This is a genomic window from Streptomyces longisporus, assembly GCF_039532765.1.
Taxonomy (GTDB): Bacteria; Actinomycetota; Actinomycetes; order Streptomycetales; family Streptomycetaceae; genus Streptomyces; species Streptomyces longisporus.
The window spans coordinates 357,697-373,883 of the sequence record NZ_BAAASG010000016.1; the positions used below are offsets into that span (position 1 = coordinate 357,697).

Consider the following 16,187-nt stretch of genomic DNA (forward strand, 5'->3'; position numbering starts at 1 on the left):
GTCTGATACGGGGGTCCTGGGGCCGGCCGGAGGGTCCTCACCAGGTCCTCCGGCCGGACTCCCGTCAGACCTCTTCGACGCTGCTCGGCTCGCGCCGGGACAGGTCGATGCCGAGCTCCTCCGCAGCGCGGAAGACATCCTCGTCGGTGTCACGCATCTCGATGGACATACCGTCGCTGGACAGCACCTCCACGTTCAGGCAGAGCGACTGCATCTCCTTGATGAGCACCTTGAAGGACTCGGGGATGCCGGGCTCGGGGATGTTCTCGCCCTTGACGATGGCCTCGTAGACCTTCACGCGGCCGGTGACGTCGTCGGACTTGATGGTCAGCAGCTCCTGGAGGGCGTATGCGGCGCCGTAAGCCTCCAGCGCCCACACCTCCATCTCGCCGAACCGCTGGCCACCGAACTGGGCCTTACCACCCAGCGGCTGCTGGGTGATCATCGAGTACGGGCCGGTCGAACGCGCGTGCAGCTTGTCGTCGACCAGGTGGTGCAGCTTCAGGATGTACATGTAGCCGACCGAGATCGGCTCCGGGAACGGCTCACCGCTACGGCCGTCGAACAGCCGCGCCTTGCCGGACGGGAGCACCATGCGCTCGCCGTCGCGGTTCGGGATGGTGTGCTGCAGCAGACCCGCGAGCTCGTCCTCGCGCGCACCGTCGAAGACGGGGGTCGCGACGTTCGTGCCCGGGTCGACCTGGTCGGCGCCGATGGCCTGCAGGCGCTGCGCCCACTCGTCGGCGAGACCGGAGACGTCCCAGCCACGGCTGGCGAGCCAGCCGAGGTGGATCTCCAGCACCTGTCCCGGGTTCATTCGGGACGGCACACCCAGCGGGTTGAGGATGATGTCGACCGGAGTTCCGTCCTCGAGGAACGGCATGTCCTCGATGGGCAGGATCTTCGAGATGACACCCTTGTTGCCGTGGCGGCCGGCGAGCTTGTCACCGTCGGTGATCTTGCGCTTCTGCGCCACGTACACGCGCACCAGCTGGTTCACACCGGGGGGAAGCTCGTCGCCCTCCTCGCGGTCGAAGACGCGCACACCGATGACCTTGCCGGTCTCGCCGTGCGGCACCTTCAGCGAGGTGTCACGGACCTCACGCGCCTTCTCACCGAAGATCGCGCGCAGCAGGCGCTCCTCCGGCGTCAGCTCGGTCTCACCCTTCGGGGTCACCTTGCCGACGAGGATGTCGCCGGCGATGACCTCGGCACCGATGCGGATGATGCCGCGCTCGTCGAGGTCGGCGAGGACCTCCTCGGAGACGTTCGGGATGTCCCGGGTGATCTCCTCGGGGCCGAGCTTGGTGTCACGGGCGTCGACCTCGTGCTCCTCGATGTGGATCGAGGAGAGGACGTCGTCCTGCACGAGGCGCTGCGACAGGATGATCGCGTCCTCGTAGTTGTGACCCTCCCACGGCATGAACGCCACGAGCAGGTTCTTGCCCAGCGCCATCTCGCCGTTCTGGGTGGCCGGACCGTCGGCGAGGACCTGGCCCTCGATGATCCGGTCGCCCTCGTTGACGATGACCTTCTGGTTGACCGAGGTGCCCTGGTTGGAGCGGGCGAACTTGGCCAGGCGGTACGTGATGTACGTGCCGTCGTCGTTGGCGGTGGTGATGTAGTCCGCGGAGACCTCCTGGACCACACCCGCCTTCTCGGCCTTGACCACGTCGCCGGCGTCGACGGCGGAGCGGTACTCCATGCCGGTGCCGACGAGCGGGGACTCGCTCTTGATCAGGGGCACGGCCTGGCGCATCATGTTCGCGCCCATGAGGGCACGGTTGGCGTCGTCGTGCTCGAGGAACGGGATCATGGCGGTCGCGACCGACACCATCTGGCGCGGCGAGACGTCCATGTAGTCCACGTCGTCACCGGCGACGTAGTCGACCTCGCCGCCACGGCGGCGGACCAGGACGCGGTTCTCGGCGAAGCGCATGTCCTCCGAGAGCGTGGCGTTGGCCTGCGCGATGACGAAGCGGTCCTCCTCGTCGGCCGTCAGGTAGTCCACCTCGTCGGTGACCTGACCGTCGACGACCTTGCGGTACGGCGTCTCGACGAAGCCGAACGCGTTGACACGGCCGTAGGAGGCGAGCGAGCCGATCAGACCGATGTTCGGGCCTTCGGGCGTCTCGATCGGGCACATGCGGCCGTAGTGGGACGGGTGCACGTCACGGACCTCGAAGCCGGCCCGCTCACGGGAGAGACCACCCGGGCCAAGAGCCGACAGACGGCGCTTGTGGGTGAGACCCGACAGCGGGTTGTTCTGGTCCATGAACTGCGACAGCTGGCTGGTGCCGAAGAACTCCTTGATGGAGGCGACGACCGGCCGGATGTTGATCAGGGTCTGCGGCGTGATCGCCTCGACGTCCTGGGTCGTCATGCGCTCGCGGACGACGCGCTCCATACGAGCCAGACCCGTGCGGACCTGGTTCTGGATGAGCTCGCCGACGCTGCGCAGACGACGGTTGCCGAAGTGGTCGATGTCGTCGGTCTCGACGACGATCGTGCCGCCGCTGTCGCCGGTCGTCTCGGTCTCGCCGGCGTGCAGCTTGACCAGGTACTTGATCGTCGAGATGACGTCCTCGACGGTCAGGATGCCCGCGTCGAGCGGAGCGTCGGCGCCCAGCTTCTTGTTGACCTTGTAGCGGCCGACCTTGGCGAGGTCGTAACGCTTCGGGTTGAAGTACAGGTTCTCCAGCAGCGTCTGCGCGGCCTCACGGGTGGGGGGCTCGCCCGGACGCAGCTTGCGGTAGATGTCGAGCAGCGCGTCGTCCTGGCCCTGGGTGTGGTCCTTCTCCAGGGTGGCGCGCATGGACTCGTACTCGCCGAACTCCTCCAGGATCTGCTCGGTCGTCCAGCCGAGAGCCTTGAGCAGAACGGTCACGGACTGCTTGCGCTTGCGGTCGATGCGCACACCGACCATGTCGCGCTTGTCGATCTCCATCTCCAGCCAGGCACCCCGGGACGGGATGATCTTGGCGGAGAAGATGTCCTTGTCGGACGTCTTGTCGATGGAGGAGTCGAAGTAGACACCGGGCGAACGGACCAGCTGCGACACCACGACACGCTCGGTGCCGTTGATGACGAACGTGCCCTTGTTCGTCATGAGCGGGAAGTCGCCCATGAAGACCGTCTGGGACTTGATCTCGCCGGTCTCGTTGTTGGTGAACTCAGCCGTCACGAAGAGCGGAGCGGCGTAGGTGAAGTCGCGCTCCTTGCACTCGTCGATGCTGTTCTTCGGCGGCTCGAAACGGTGGTCGCGGAACGTCAGCGACATCGACCCGGAGAAGTCCTCGATCGGGGAGATCTCCTCGAAGATCTCCTCCAGACCGGACTTGGTGGGGACGTCCTGACCGGACTCCAGAGCCGCCTCGACCCGACTCTGCCAGGCGGTGTTCCCGAGCAGCCAGTCAAAGCTCTCGGTCTGCAGCGCGAGCAGGTTGGGAACCTCGAGGGGCTCCTTGATCTTTGCAAAGGAGATGCGCAGCGGGGCGGTGCTGGCACCGTTGTTCGTATTCGCGGTCGAGGCAGTGCGCGAGGCGGCCAAGAGGGGGTCCTTCCGAGGGCTCGGACTCACTACGCGCGTACCGGTCCCTCTCCCGCACACAGAGACAGGATTCCCCGATTTGGCCGAAAGGCCAGGTCAGGGACGTTCCGATCGTCGGTGTTCAAGCGAGGGCATGCCCCTGGTGACGGGCAGGGGACAGCTAACAGGCAGCGCAAAGGGTCAGTGTAGCCACTCGGCACACTGATGTCCAGCCCCGATTTCTGAGACCCTCGTCGTCCTCAACACCTGCAGCAAGCCCACGCCCTCAATGCACGTTGATACTGCCCTCTTCGTCGCCGATCCATGCCTCGGATTCGGATCCTTGTGACGACGCGTCCTGAGAATTGCGCGCTGCGTGCGGTTCGTCAAGGCCCCCATGGCCCAAACCACATACCACCTGGGGTGCTTGGAGCCACGACGAAGATCACCATACTCCGCACACCCGAGGGTGCAAGGCAGCCACCACCCGGCACCCAGGAACGCCGAAGAGCGACCACCCGGATGGATGATCGCTCTTCGGTGCTCAGGCGTTACAGCCCCTTGCGGGGCCGAGAGACCTTACTTGACGTCGACGGAGGCGCCGGCGCCCTCGAGGGCCTCCTTGGCCTTGTCCGCGGCGTCCTTGGCGACCTTCTCGAGAACGGGCTTCGGGGCGCCGTCCACGAGGTCCTTGGCCTCCTTCAGGCCCAGCGAGGTCAGCTCACGCACGACCTTGATGACCTGGATCTTCTTGTCGCCGGCGCCGGTGAGGATGACGTCGAACTCGTCCTTCTCCTCGACCTCGGCGGCGCCACCGGCGGCACCGCCGGCAGCCGGGGCGGCGACGACGGCCGCGGCAGCGGCGGTGACGTCGAACTTCTCCTCGAACGCCTTCACGAACTCGGAGAGCTGGATGAGGGTCATGCCCTCGAACTCGGCGAGCAGTTCGTCCTGGGTGAGAGCCACGATGGCTTTCCTTCCACTAATTTCGGCTGGTGCCGGATGTACATGTCTGGCGGGCGTACGTTCGGCCCGCTGTGACCGCTCCTTGGGCGGGGAGCCTCAGGCGGCGGTCAATGCGCGAGCCGAGTTACTCGGCACCGCCCTGCTCGTCCTGCTTGGCGCGAAGGGCGTCCACGGTGCGGACGAGCTTCGTCGGAAGCGCCTGGAAGAGCTGTGCAGCCTGCGTCTGCTTGCCCTTCAGGGCGCCCGCCAGCTTGGCGAGCAGAACCTCGCGGGACTCGAGGTCCGCAAGCTTCTTGATCTCGTCGGCGGACAGCGCCTTGCCGTCAAGGACACCGCCCTTGATGACGAGGTTCGGGTTGTCCTTGGCGAAGTCACGAAGACCCTTCGCCGACTCCACCGGGTCACCGGTGACGAAGGCGACCGCCGTCGGACCGTTGAACAGGTCGTCGAGCGTCGAGATCCCGGCCTCGTTGGCCGCAATCTTGGTCAGCGTGTTCTTCACCACGGCGTACTGGGCGTTCTCACCGAGCGAGCGGCGCAGCGTCTTGAGCTGCGCCACGGTGAGACCCCGGTACTCGGTCAGCACAGCGGCGCTCGAGCTGCGGAACTGCTCCGCGAGCTCGGCCACCGCGGCAGCCTTGTCGGGCCTTGCCATGAGCGTCGGCCTCCTTCCGGGTGATGACGACCGCTCGGAAGGGGCTGGAGCAAACGAAACGCCCCGGCGCAGGCGCACGGGGCGTAGCTCGACCGGATCATCACAGCGCCAGCTGCGAACTCCGGGAGCACTTCCACAGTCACCTGCGCGGGTCGTCCGCGGTTCAGCGGATCCTTCGGCCACCGCACCCTCCAGGAGCGCACGGCAACGACCAGCGGTCTTTGGCTTCCCCAGGAGGGTACGTGACCGGATCGCTGTCAAGCAAATCCGGTCCTACGGCTCAGCTCTGGGCACCCTTCATCATCTCGGCGAGGTCGGCGGTGTCCTTGGCCGGCGGGGCCGTGACCTGCACCGGCTTGTTGATGTCGAGGAAGGTGATCGTCAGGTCGAGCGGACCCTTGTCGGCCTCGCCACGCATCCGGAACTGCTTGGTGTGGTCGTCGCCGTCGATCCACGCGTCCATGGTGAACGAGTCGACGCCCATCTTCTCGAACTGCTCGAGGCTCTTCTCGCGCTGTTCCCGGACGGTCTTGTCCTTGTCCTTGAACGAGGCCCTGAGGTCCTCGACGGTGACCTTGCCCTCGTAGTGGGTCGTCTTCACGCCGTCGACGGTCTCGATGCCGACCTTCTTCACGTTCTTGGAGCCGGTGAGGAAGGTGGAGTTGGCGGCCGGGTTCTGGTTGGCCTGGCCCGCGCCCAGCTGATCCGCGTTCAGCCCCTTGCCGCCGCCGAGCGCCGACATGTCGAACTTGATCCAGCTCTTGCCGTCCATCTCCTTGGCCATGGAGGCGTTCCCGCCGATGTACATGGCCTTGCCGACGAGGCGGATCTCGACCGGGCCCTTGATCGCCTGGTTCTGAGCGGTCATTTTCATGCTGATGGCCAACGGCTTGATGCTCACCGCCGCCTCGGCGGAAATCCGGCCCTGCCCCGGGACCTGGCCCGTCATCCTGTAGTGCGCGGACTTGATGTCCTCGCTGTTCTTCGCCGCCTTGGCGACGGCCGCCGCCGGTGTCATGGCGGGCGACTCGGCGGAGTCGCTCTTCTGGCAGCCGACCGCTCCCCCGGCGAGCAGCAGGGCGGCGAGGCCTGCCCCCGTCGCTTTACGGCGCGCCGAAACCCGTACGGAAGTCCCCATTGATTCCCCCCATGGAATGCATGGCTGATACACAGCAAGGAGGCGAGCCTAACCTCAGGAGGCTGCGGGAGTCTTCCGTATTCCCCGAAACATCAGCAGCCCCGCCGCCTCAGGAGCTGCTGCCTGATCCGCTCGCGGTGTCGCCGCTGCCCGGGGTCCAGCCCTGCTTCTTCATCAGCTGCTTGAAGTCCTGGGTGTCGCCCGCCGGGGGCTTGGTGGCGGAGACCTTCACGCCGTAGTCGCTGTAGTAGGCGGTCTGGGTGTACTCCCCTGCCGACATGCGGCCCTTCTCGACCTTCTTGACCAGGAGGTTCTGGTCGTTGACCCAGATGTCGACGGACTCCGTGCTGACACCGGCCTGGGTGAGCTGCTTCTTCAGGCCGGCGAGCTGGCTCGCGGTGAGGTTGGAGTTCTTGCGGGCGAGGTCGGCGACGTCCACCGTGCCCGAGTAGTGCGTGGCCTCGACACCGCGCACCTTCTCGGTGCCGACCTTCTTGACGTCCCCGGAGGCCAGCAGCAGCTTCACCGACTGGTTGGGGGTCGTGTTCTGCATCTGGTCCTTGAGGTACGCGCCGGAGCTGCCGCCGAGCGCGGCGAGGTCCGCGTAGCCGTACCGGAGCCAGTGCTTGCCGCCCGCCTGCTGGGCGAACTTGTCGCCCATCTTCGCGTAGTACGCGTCGGGCAGATAGCGGGCCTCCATGGAGGTGGTGCCGAGCCGGCGCATGGTGTCCGCGATGGTGCCGCTGGTGTACGTGATGGTCATGTTGCCGGTGAGACCGTCCGCCCAGCGCAGGGCTCCGTCGCCCGTCATGGACATCAGGGAGCCCATCGTGGTCGTGGACTCCACCTTCGCCGAGTCGGCGCCGTCGGTGGACTTCTCGGCGGTGCGCAGGGCCGCTATGGGGCTGACGCGCGTCGCGCCCTTGCCGGATGCCCCCTCGCCCTTGCCGGAGGAACCCGAGGACGTGCAGGCGGCCACCCCCGACAGCGCGGTCACCGCTGCGATCGAAAGGCTCACCCGGCGCACGGTCGTGCTCTTCATCGGTCCCCCACCCCTATGCGATTGCTGTGCCCGCACGCTAACGCAGAGCACTGACACCCGTCCGGGAAAAGGGACGAGCCCCGCACCACGGAGGTTGCGGGGCTCGTGCGAGAAACGCGTACGCGCGACTGCCGTCAGGATCAGACGGCGGCCGGGTCCTCCTCGACGAGGAGGTTGCGGGTGCGGTTCGGGTCGACCGGGATGCCGGGGCCGATCGTGGTGCTGATCGCGGCCTTCTTGATGTAGCGACCCTTGGCGGCGGACGGCTTCAGACGGAGGATCTCCTCCAGCGCGGCGCCGTAGTTCTCCACCAGCTTGCTGTCGTCGAACGACACCTTGCCGATGATGAAGTGCAGGTTCGAGTGCTTGTCGACGCGGAACTCGATCTTGCCGCCCTTGATGTCGTTGACGGCCTTCGCCACGTCCGGGGTCACGGTGCCGGTCTTGGGGTTCGGCATGAGACCACGGGGACCGAGCACACGGCCGAGGCGGCCGACCTTGCCCATCAGGTCCGGGGTGGCGACGACGGCGTCGAAGTCCAGGCGGCCCTTCGAGACCTCGTCGATCAGTTCGTCGGAGCCGACGATGTCGGCGCCCGCGGCCTCCGCGGCCGCAGCACGGTCACCGGTCGCGAAGACCAGGACCCGGGCGGTCTTACCGGTGCCGTGCGGAAGGTTCACGGTGCCACGGACCATCTGGTCGGCCTTGCGCGGGTCGACACCCAGACGGAAGGCGACCTCGACGGTGCCGTCGAACTTGGTCGTGGAGGTCTCCTTGGCGAGACGGACGGCCTCGAGCGGGGCGTAGAGCTTCTCCCGGTCGACCTTGGCGTCCGCAGCGCGGAGAGACTTGCTGCGCTTGCTCACTACTGCTCCTGGTGATTCTTAGGAGTCGTGGTCCGGGCCGAGCAGGCCCTGCCACTTCTGCTTGTTTACGGGGGAGTTGGGGCTCAGCCCTCGACCGTGACGCCCATGGAGCGCGCGGTACCGGCGATGATCTTCGCGGCGGCGTCCAGGTCGTTGGCGTTGAGGTCGGGGAGCTTGGTCTGGGCGATCTCGCGGACCTGCGCCTCGGTGATCTTGGCGACCTTGGTCTTGTGCGGCTCGCCGGAGCCCTTCTCCACACCCGCGGCCTTGAGGATCATCTTGGCGGCCGGCGGCGTCTTGGTGACGAAGGTGAAGGAGCGGTCCTCGTAGACCGTGATCTCCACCGGGATCACCCAGCCACGCTGCGACTCGGTCGCGGCGTTGTACGCCTTGCAGAACTCCATGATGTTGACGCCGTGCTGACCCAGCGCGGGGCCGACCGGCGGAGCCGGGTTCGCCGCACCGGCGTTGATCTGGAGCTTGATGAGCCCCGTGACCTTCTTCTTCTTGGGAGGCATTGCTCTCCGGGTCCTTTCGATTGAGGCGTGCCCCCACCCGGGTCGCGTCCCGGATGAAGGCATACCGCACAACGATAACGGGTATAGATGCGCGGCTAAAAACCGAGCAGGTCAGACCGGCTACGAGAGCCCGCCTGACCTGCGTGGAAGCGGTCCGTCCAGAAGCTGCTAGTTCTTCTGGATCTGGTCGAACGAAAGCTCGACCGGCGTCTCGCGTCCGAAGATCTCCACCAGACCCTTGACCTTCTTCGAGTCGGGGTTGATCTCGTTGATGGTCGCCTGCAGCGTGGCGAACGGGCCGTCGGTGACGGTGACCGAGTCGCCGACCTCGAAGTCCAGCACCTGGACCTCGACCTTGCGCTGCGGAGCGGGCTTGCCCTCGGCCTCGGCGGCCTCGCGGGCGGCCTTCTCCTCGGCCTCCGGGGCGAGCATCTTGACGATCTCGTCCAGGGTCAGCGGGTACGGGTCGTAGGCGTTGCCCACGAAGCCGGTGACGCCTGGGGTGTTGCGGACGACACCCCAGGACTCGTTCGTCAGGTCCATGCGGACGAGGACGTAGCCCGGGAGCTTGTTCTGCTTGATCGTCTTGCGGTCGCCGTTCTTGATCTGGACGACCTCTTCCTGCGGCACCTCGGCCTGGAAGATGTAGTCCTCGACGTTCAGCGAGACGGCGCGCTGCTCCAGGTTGGTCTTCACGCGGTTCTCGTAACCGGCGTAGGTGTGGATGACGTACCACTCGCCGGGCAGGGAGCGCAGCTCCTCGCGGAGGGCCTCGACCGGGTCGACCGGCTCGGGCTCCTCCTCCGCGATCTCTTCCTCGGCGGTCTCGTCCGCGGCGGTCTCGTCCTCGTCCACGACCTGCAGGGCGGCCTCCTCGGCCGGCTCCCCCGCCTCGGCCTCGGCAGCCTCGAACTCGTCCTGCTCGTCCGCGCCCTCGACGATGTCGAGCTCGTCGTCCACGGACTCGTCCGGCTCGATGGCGTCGTCGTTCAGGTTCGTGTCAGACACGGTGGCTGCTTCTTCCTGGATACATAGGGGTGGAACATGCGAAAGGGGCGCCGGGTACCTCGGCGCCCTTCGCTCTCGGCTCAGCCGAAGACGTACTTGGCCGCGTGGTTGAGCCCATAGTCAATCACGGTCACCAGGGCGATCATGACGGCAACGAAGAAGATCACCACGGTGGTGTACGACGTCAGCTGGTTACGCGTAGGCCAGACGACCTTGCGGAGCTCGGCGATGACCTGACGGTAGAAGAGGGCAAGCCTCTTGAACGGGCCTTTCTTGGCCCGCTTACCGCCCTTGCGGGCCTTCTTCTTCGGCTCCTGCGCCTCGTCCTGGGCATCAGGCGTGTCGATGGAGCCCACGGCGTCCGCCATTCGTCCTCACCTGTTCCCGGGTCGTGGCCGTGCCGCGCCCGGTCTGAGCCGCACGGCGTTGCATTGCTGTACGTACATGCGCACACATCCTGGCGAAGGTGTGTGTAGCAGGGCCGGAGGGACTTGAACCCCCAACCGCCGGTTTTGGAGACCGGTGCTCTACCAATTGAGCTACGACCCTTTGTGTGTCCCCCAACGTACCGCATCCGACCGGGTGCTCGGTGTGCACCGCCTGCGGCGCGGCTGCTGATGGCCAACGAGGTGAGAGTGTACGTGGTCCGGAGCGCATCGTCGAACAGAAAGCGCCCGTAGGGGGCTTGGCGGAGGAAGATCGCCGGAAAGCCGAGGGAAGATCACCCAGGCCACCGGCTGATTCCGGACAGGTGTTCAGTGGTCGACCCACACATGTTCAGTCTGTGAAACCCGCGTGCCGGGGTCGTTTCCGGTCTGAAACGATGGGGCCCATGAGCGCTGCAACCCCTCCCACCGAGCGCCGGGTCTCCGCCCGAGTCGGCGCGATCTCCGAGTCCGCCACCCTCGCCGTGGACGCCAAGGCCAAGGCCCTCAAGGCCGCCGGGCGTCCGGTGATCGGCTTCGGCGCCGGTGAGCCCGACTTCCCGACCCCGGACTACATCGTCGAGGCGGCCGTCGAGGCCTGCAAGAACCCGAAGTACCACCGGTACACCCCGGCCGGCGGTCTGCCCGAGCTGAAGGCCGCGATCGCCGCGAAGACGCTGCGCGACTCCGGCTGGGAGCCCGACGTCTCCCAGATCCTGGTCACCAATGGTGGCAAGCAGGCCATCTACGAGGCCTTCGCCGCGATCCTCGACCCGGGCGACGAGGTCATCGTCCCGGCGCCGTACTGGACGACGTACCCCGAGTCGATCCGTCTCGCGGGCGGTGTCCCGGTGGAGGTCGTCGCCGACGAGACCACCGGCTACCGCGTCTCGGTCGAGCAGCTCGAGGCCGCCCGCACGGAGAAGACCAAGGTCGTCCTGTTCGTGTCGCCGTCCAACCCGACCGGCGCGGTGTACTCCGAGGCCGACACCGAGGCGATCGGCCGCTGGGCCGTCGAGCACGGCCTGTGGGTGCTGACCGACGAGATCTACGAGCACCTGGTGTACGGCGACGCGGTCTCCGTGTCCCTGCCCGCGCTGCTGCCCGAGCTGCGCGACAGGTGCATCGTGGTCAACGGTGTCGCGAAGACGTACGCGATGACGGGCTGGCGCGTGGGCTGGGTCATCGGCCCGAAGGACGTGGTCAAGGCGGCCACCAACCTGCAGTCGCACGCCACGTCGAACGTGTCGAACGTCGCCCAGGTCGCGGCGCTGGCCGCCGTCTCCGGTGACCTGGAGGCCGTCGCGAAGATGCGCGAGGCCTTCGACCGGCGGCGCAAGACCATCGTGCGGATGCTCAACGAGATCGACGGCGTGGTCTGCCCGGAGCCCGAGGGTGCCTTCTACGCGTACCCGTCGGTCAAGGGCCTGCTCGGCAAGGAGATCCGCGGCAAGCGGCCGCAGGACACCGTGGAGCTGGCCGCGCTGATCCTGGAGGAGGCCGAGGTCGCGGTCGTCCCGGGCGAGGCCTTCGGTACGCCGGGTTATCTGCGACTGTCGTACGCCCTGGGTGACGAGGATCTCGTCGAGGGTGTCAGCCGGATCCAGAAGCTGCTGGCGGAGGCTCAGGACTGACCTGCTCGCACGAAAAAGCGGATCCCCTCGTGCGAGGGGGTCCGCTTTTTCGTGCGAGCAAGACCACGTACGGGGAATCCGCTTCCGGGACGGCTGGGGCGTACGGCAGGATCCTGGAATGCTGAGCTCTTCAGGGGGGCACCCCCCGAACCCCCCGCGTGTACGTGATGTCTCTGAGCTGCCGAAGGCCCATCTGCATCTGCACTTCACCGGGTCGATGCGGCCCACCACCGTGCTGGAGCTGGCCGACAAGTACGGTGTGCGACTGCCCGATGCCCTGACCGAGGCGCTGACCAGCGGGGAGCCGCCGAGGCTGCGGGCGACGGACGAGCGGGGCTGGTTCCGCTTCCAGCGGCTGTACGACGCGGCGCGCTCGTGCCTGAGGGAGCACGAGGACATCCGGCGTCTGGTGCGGGAGGCCGCCGAGGAGGATCTGAAGGACGGCTCGGGGTGGCTGGAGATCCAGGTCGACCCGACCTCGTACGCGCCCCGTCTGGGCGGTCTGATCCCGGCGCTGGAGATCATCCTGGACGCGGTGGAGACGACCTCGCGGGAGACCGGGCTCGGGATGCGGGTGCTGGTCGCCGCGAACCGGATGAAGCATCCCCTGGACGCGCGGACGCTGGCCCGGTTGGCCGTGCGGTACGCGGACCGGGGTGTGGTCGGCTTCGGGCTGTCCAACGACGAGCGCCGGGGCATGGCGAGGGACTTCGACCGGGCGTTCGCGATCGCCCGCGAGGGCGGTCTGCTGTCGGCGCCGCACGGCGGGGAACTGACGGGTCCTTCGTCGGTACGGGACTGTCTCGACGACCTGGACGCGAACCGGATCGGGCACGGGGTGCGGGCCGCGGAGGACCCGCGGCTGCTGAGGCGGCTCGCGGAGCGGGGTGTGACCTGTGAGGTCTGTCCCGCTTCGAATGTGGCCCTGGGCGTGTACGAGAAGCCGGAGGACGTTCCGCTGCGGACGCTGTGGGACGCCGGTGTCGCGATGGCGCTGGGCGCCGACGACCCGCTTCTGTTCGGGTCCCGGCTGGCCGCGCAGTACGAGATCGCCCGGCACGCCCACGGTTTCTCGGACGCCGAACTCGCCGAGCTGGCCCGCCAGTCGGTCCGAGGCTCGGCCGCCCCGCAGGACGTCAGGGCACGGCTGCTGGCCGGCGTGGACGAGTGGCTGGCCCGCCCGCCGGCCTGAAGTGGGCGTAGGGCGGATATGCCTTGAAGCAGATCATCACCTCGACCGGATGCCCGCCGCCGGGCGGGTCGACGGGGAGGATCGATCCCAGGCACGCCATGTGCCCCTCGCCGACACCCTTCTGAAGTGGCCCGTGGCCCGCCGCGTGGGCGAGCCGGACCGCGGTGTCGGCGAACAGGTCGCGATCGCCGAAGAAAAAGAGCGTACGCGCGTGCGTGGCGTGCCTCAGCGCGTCCTGGGAACCGGTCCGCTCCTGGCGTGCGCGCCAGGCGGCGGCGTACCGCGCGGTGCGCGCCTCGTCGGTGCGGACGGTGAGCGGGGTGCCCTGCCGCAGCCTGCGCCGCAGTTCGGGCCACTGGCCGGCGCGCAGGCCGAGGCTGTGGTGGACCAGGACGAGGTCGACCAGCTCGCCGACGCCCTGGTCGGGCGGCACGCCGTCGCGCAGCGGCACATGGACGACGGTGTGCCGGGAGCAGGCGGCGAAGGAGAACAGACCCGCCAGCTTGCTCAATCCGTCGTGGTCGCCGAGCAGCAGGCCGATGGGGTCGGGAGCGCGCAAGGAGGTGTGCCGCAAGGGGCGCCGGGGCTGGACGACCCGGTATGTATGGGGTCCGGTGCGGGGCCGGAACTCGCGCAGCCTCAGCCGCATGCCGTGCTCCACCGGGCGGCGGTCCGGCTGCTTGTCATGCCCCCAGCGTGAGGTTCACGCGCGCGTGGGCGCAACGGAGATTCCGCCCAGCAGTGCCCTCGCAAGCCGTGCGGCGAACGCGTCGACCGGGGGCCGTTCCCCCGTGTCGGTCATGTCGTAGGCGAACGCGCGCTGTGCGCAGGCGCCCAGCAGCAGGGAGGCCGCGGCGAAGGTGTCGGCGTCGGCGCGCACGCGGCCGAGGGCCTGTTCGGCTCGCAGATAGGCGTCCAGGTCCTCGATGGGCCGGTGCGGACCGGCGCCCAGCGCGCGCAGGGCGTCGTCGTGGCGTCGTTTGAGCTGGGGCTCGGCGTACAGGGAGGCGGCGATCGGGAAGCTCTGCTCGTAGAAGAGCGCGGCCTCGCGGGCGATCCCGGTGAGGTTTGCCTCCAGGGTGCCCTGTCCCGGTTCGGCGGTGAGGCCGGCCAGGAGGGGCGTGAGCCGGGGCAGCCGCTCGGCGAGGACGCGCACGAACAGCTCCTCCTTGCTCTCGAAGTACTTGTAGAGGGCCGCTTCGGAGCAGTCGGCCGCCCGGGCGATCTCCTTGGTGGTGGTGCGGGCGAGTCCGACGGTGAGCATGAGCTCGTGGGCGGCGTCGAGGATGCGGACACGCGCCGGCTTCGGCTCCATGGGGCGTCCAATCGGCTTGACGAGTGAGTGAGTGATTACCCACTCTAGGAGGAAGCAGCGGTGAGTGAATACTCACCCACCCATCCCGAGCACGGGAGCACTCATGAACCTCACCGTTTTCGGCGCCACCGGCGGCATCGGCCGGGAGATCGTGCGCCAGGCCCTCGGGGCCGGCCACCGGGTGACCGCGGTGGTCCGCGATCCGGCCCGGCTCGACGTCACGGGGGACGCGCTGGAGGTCTTCCGCGCCGACCTCACCGACCCCGACGAGTTGCGCGCCGCCGTCAGCGGCCGGGACGCCGTCCTCTCCGGCCTGGGCGCGCGCAGCCGCAAGGACGCCGGGGTCGCCACCCGGCTGACCCGTACGGTCCTGCGGGCCATGGAGACCGAGCGCGTACGCCGACTGCTCGTGGTCAGCGCCGGTCCGGTCGGGCCCGCCGCCGACGGCGACGGCGCGTTGGACCGTGCGATGCGCGGCCTGGTGTCGGCCGCCCTCAAAGACATCTACACCGACCTGCGCGGCATGGAGGCCGAGCTGGCCGGCAGCGCCACGGACTGGACGTCCGTACGGCCACCGCGCCTGCAGAACAAGCCGCTCACCGGCCGCTATCGCACCGTCGTCGGCGGCTTCCCGCGCAAGGGCCGCTTCATCGCACGCGCCGATGTCGCGCACGCCATGCTGGCGATGATCGACGACGAGCGGACGGTGAAGCAGGGGGTGGGACTCGCGTACTAGGCGTACGCCCTGTGCCCTGCCCGGCCGCCCGGGCCGGGCCGGCGCTACAGGCTGACGCCGACCGTCACCGGCTCGTTGACCAGGGTGATGCCGAAGGCCTCACGGACGCCGGTGACGACCTCGCGGGCGAGTGCGAGCAGGTCCTCGGTGGTGGCTTCGCCGCGGTTGGTGAGGGCGAGGGTGTGCTTGGTGGAGATGCGGGCGGGGCCCGTGCCGTAGCCCTTGGTGAAGCCCGCCTTGTCGATCAGCCAGGCCGCGGAGGTCTTGGTGTGGCCTTCGCCCGCCGGGTAGGCGGGGGGCTCCACGCCGTCGCCGAGCCGCTCCTGCACGCGCGCGTGGAAGGCGGCGAACTGGGCGTCGGTGAGGATCGGGTTGGTGAAGAAGGAACCGGCCGACCAGGTGTCGTGGTCCTCGGGGTCCAGAACCATGCCCTTCCCGGCGCGCAGTTTGAGGACGGTTTCGCGGGCCGCTGCGAGGGGGACGCGGTCGCCGGGCTCGACGCCGAGGGCGCGGGCCGTCTCGGCGTACTTGATGGGGCCGGAGAGGCCGTCGGCGTCCTCCAGTTCGAAACGGACGCGGAGGACCACGTAGCGCTCGGGGTCGGCCTTGAAGCGGCTGTGGCGGTACGAGAAGGCGCAGTCGGCGTTCGGGACGGTGACCGTTTCGCGGGTGTGGCGGTCGTAGGCGATCACCTCGGTGATGGTCGAGGAGACCTCCTGTCCGTACGCGCCGACGTTCTGGATGGGGGTCGCGCCGGCCGAGCCCGGGATGCCGGCCAGGCACTCGATGCCGGCGAGTCCGGCTTCGACGGTGCGGGCGACGGCGTCGGTCCACACCTCGCCCGCGGCGAGCTCCAGGCGTGTGCCGTCGAGGTCGAGGCCCTTGGTGGCGATGAGGAGAGCGGTGCCGGCGAAGCCCTTGTCGCCGATGACCAGGTTGGAACCGCCGCCGATCAGCAGGAGCGGGGTGCCGGTGTCGTCGGCCTCGCGGACCGCTGCGATCACCTCGGCGTCGGTCGTGGCGGTGATCAGCCGGGTCGCGGGACCGCCCAGCCGGAAGGTGGTCAGCGGGGCGAGGGGGGCGTCGTGTCGTTCCTGCACGGGCTCAAGGGTACGAGACGGGGGGTGGGCGGCAGGGGTGCGGATGCCTGCGGCGCTTGTGCG

15 protein-coding genes and 1 tRNA gene are annotated in these 16,187 nt (G+C 68.2%); 3 read left to right on the plus strand and 13 right to left on the minus strand.

What is annotated here, in order from left to right; all coding sequences use genetic code 11:
• Positions 1–64: 64 nt before the first annotated feature.
• From rpoB to ABD355_RS33740, 10 genes are all read right to left on the minus strand, one after another.
• Positions 65–3,550, minus strand: coding sequence for a DNA-directed RNA polymerase subunit beta (rpoB, locus tag ABD355_RS33695; protein ID WP_344404674.1), 3,486 nt, complete (start codon positions 3,548–3,550; stop codon positions 65–67).
• Positions 3,551–4,108: 558 nt separating this feature from the next.
• A complete protein-coding gene (gene rplL, locus ABD355_RS33700; RefSeq protein WP_344404711.1) occupies positions 4,109–4,498 on the minus strand; it encodes a 50S ribosomal protein L7/L12 in 390 nt (129 codons plus the stop codon).
• Positions 4,499–4,619: 121 nt separating this feature from the next.
• Entirely contained in the window at positions 4,620–5,150 is a 531-nt protein-coding gene (gene rplJ / locus ABD355_RS33705; RefSeq protein ID WP_344404675.1) for a 50S ribosomal protein L10, read from the minus strand.
• A 280-nt stretch (positions 5,151–5,430) separates the two neighbouring features.
• Positions 5,431–6,288, minus strand: a complete 858-nt coding sequence (locus ABD355_RS33710; protein ID WP_344404676.1) for an SCO4651 family lipoprotein — start codon at positions 6,286–6,288, stop codon at positions 5,431–5,433.
• Positions 6,289–6,397: 109 nt separating this feature from the next.
• Positions 6,398–7,330 carry an SCO4651 family lipoprotein gene (locus tag ABD355_RS33715; protein ID WP_344404677.1) on the minus strand — a complete coding sequence of 311 codons (933 nt, stop codon included), beginning with the start codon at positions 7,328–7,330 and terminating at the stop codon, positions 6,398–6,400.
• A 140-nt stretch (positions 7,331–7,470) separates the two neighbouring features.
• Positions 7,471–8,196: a 50S ribosomal protein L1 gene (rplA, locus tag ABD355_RS33720; protein WP_115906465.1), complete on the minus strand. Its 726-nt coding sequence runs from the start codon at positions 8,194–8,196 to the stop codon at positions 7,471–7,473.
• Positions 8,197–8,279: 83 nt separating this feature from the next.
• On the minus strand, positions 8,280–8,714 hold the full coding sequence (gene rplK, locus ABD355_RS33725; protein ID WP_311696792.1) for a 50S ribosomal protein L11: 435 nt from the start codon (positions 8,712–8,714) through the stop codon (positions 8,280–8,282).
• 168 nt (positions 8,715–8,882) lie between these two features.
• Complete coding sequence (gene nusG / locus ABD355_RS33730; protein ID WP_344404678.1) at positions 8,883–9,722, minus strand: transcription termination/antitermination protein NusG; 840 nt, start codon at positions 9,720–9,722, stop codon at positions 8,883–8,885.
• Between the two features lie 80 nt (positions 9,723–9,802).
• Positions 9,803–10,090: a preprotein translocase subunit SecE gene (gene secE / locus ABD355_RS33735; protein WP_344404679.1), complete on the minus strand. Its 288-nt coding sequence runs from the start codon at positions 10,088–10,090 to the stop codon at positions 9,803–9,805.
• Positions 10,091–10,198: 108 nt separating this feature from the next.
• Positions 10,199–10,271 (minus strand) — tRNA-Trp (locus ABD355_RS33740).
• Positions 10,272–10,554: 283 nt separating this feature from the next.
• Between ABD355_RS33740 and ABD355_RS33745 the strand changes: the two genes are divergently transcribed.
• Both ABD355_RS33745 and ABD355_RS33750 read left to right on the plus strand, forming a co-directional pair.
• Complete coding sequence (locus tag ABD355_RS33745; RefSeq protein WP_344404681.1) at positions 10,555–11,781, plus strand: pyridoxal phosphate-dependent aminotransferase; 1,227 nt, start codon at positions 10,555–10,557, stop codon at positions 11,779–11,781.
• Positions 11,782–11,899: 118 nt separating this feature from the next.
• Positions 11,900–12,973: an adenosine deaminase gene (locus ABD355_RS33750; protein WP_344404682.1), complete on the plus strand. Its 1,074-nt coding sequence runs from the start codon at positions 11,900–11,902 to the stop codon at positions 12,971–12,973.
• Here ABD355_RS33750 and ABD355_RS33755 read toward each other — a convergent pair.
• Together ABD355_RS33755 and ABD355_RS33760 are read right to left on the minus strand one after the other, a co-directional pair.
• Complete coding sequence (locus ABD355_RS33755) at positions 12,918–13,622, minus strand: hypothetical protein (protein ID WP_344404684.1); 705 nt, start codon at positions 13,620–13,622, stop codon at positions 12,918–12,920. The genes ABD355_RS33750 and ABD355_RS33755 overlap by 56 nt on opposite strands.
• A 54-nt stretch (positions 13,623–13,676) precedes the next feature.
• A complete protein-coding gene (locus ABD355_RS33760; protein WP_344404685.1) occupies positions 13,677–14,288 on the minus strand; it encodes a TetR/AcrR family transcriptional regulator in 612 nt (203 codons plus the stop codon).
• A gap of 103 nt (positions 14,289–14,391) precedes the next feature.
• Between ABD355_RS33760 and ABD355_RS33765 the strand changes: the two genes are divergently transcribed.
• Entirely contained in the window at positions 14,392–15,024 is a 633-nt protein-coding gene (locus ABD355_RS33765) for an NAD(P)-dependent oxidoreductase (protein WP_344404686.1), read from the plus strand.
• Between the two features lie 44 nt (positions 15,025–15,068).
• Here ABD355_RS33765 and ABD355_RS33770 read toward each other — a convergent pair whose 3' ends face one another.
• Positions 15,069–16,124, minus strand: coding sequence for a UDP-N-acetylmuramate dehydrogenase (locus tag ABD355_RS33770; protein ID WP_344404687.1), 1,056 nt, complete (start codon positions 16,122–16,124; stop codon positions 15,069–15,071).
• Positions 16,125–16,187 lie beyond the last annotated feature (63 nt).

Coding starts and splice junctions, on each gene's coding strand:
- ABD355_RS33715 (WP_344404677.1), bottom strand. CDS start 7,330: ATGAAGAGCACGACCGTGCGCCGGGTGAGCCTTTCGATCGCAGCGGTG.
- ABD355_RS33710 (WP_344404676.1), bottom strand. CDS start 6,288: ATGGGGACTTCCGTACGGGTTTCGGCGCGCCGTAAAGCGACGGGGGCA.
- rplJ (WP_344404675.1), bottom strand. CDS start 5,150: ATGGCAAGGCCCGACAAGGCTGCCGCGGTGGCCGAGCTCGCGGAGCAG.
- secE (WP_344404679.1), bottom strand. CDS start 10,090: ATGGCGGACGCCGTGGGCTCCATCGACACGCCTGATGCCCAGGACGAG.
- ABD355_RS33750 (WP_344404682.1), top strand. CDS start 11,900: ATGCTGAGCTCTTCAGGGGGGCACCCCCCGAACCCCCCGCGTGTACGT.
- rplK (WP_311696792.1), bottom strand. CDS start 8,714: ATGCCTCCCAAGAAGAAGAAGGTCACGGGGCTCATCAAGCTCCAGATC.
- ABD355_RS33765 (WP_344404686.1), top strand. CDS start 14,392: ATGAACCTCACCGTTTTCGGCGCCACCGGCGGCATCGGCCGGGAGATC.
- ABD355_RS33755 (WP_344404684.1), bottom strand. CDS start 13,622: ATGCGGCTGAGGCTGCGCGAGTTCCGGCCCCGCACCGGACCCCATACA.
- ABD355_RS33745 (WP_344404681.1), top strand. CDS start 10,555: ATGAGCGCTGCAACCCCTCCCACCGAGCGCCGGGTCTCCGCCCGAGTC.
- ABD355_RS33760 (WP_344404685.1), bottom strand. CDS start 14,288: ATGGAGCCGAAGCCGGCGCGTGTCCGCATCCTCGACGCCGCCCACGAG.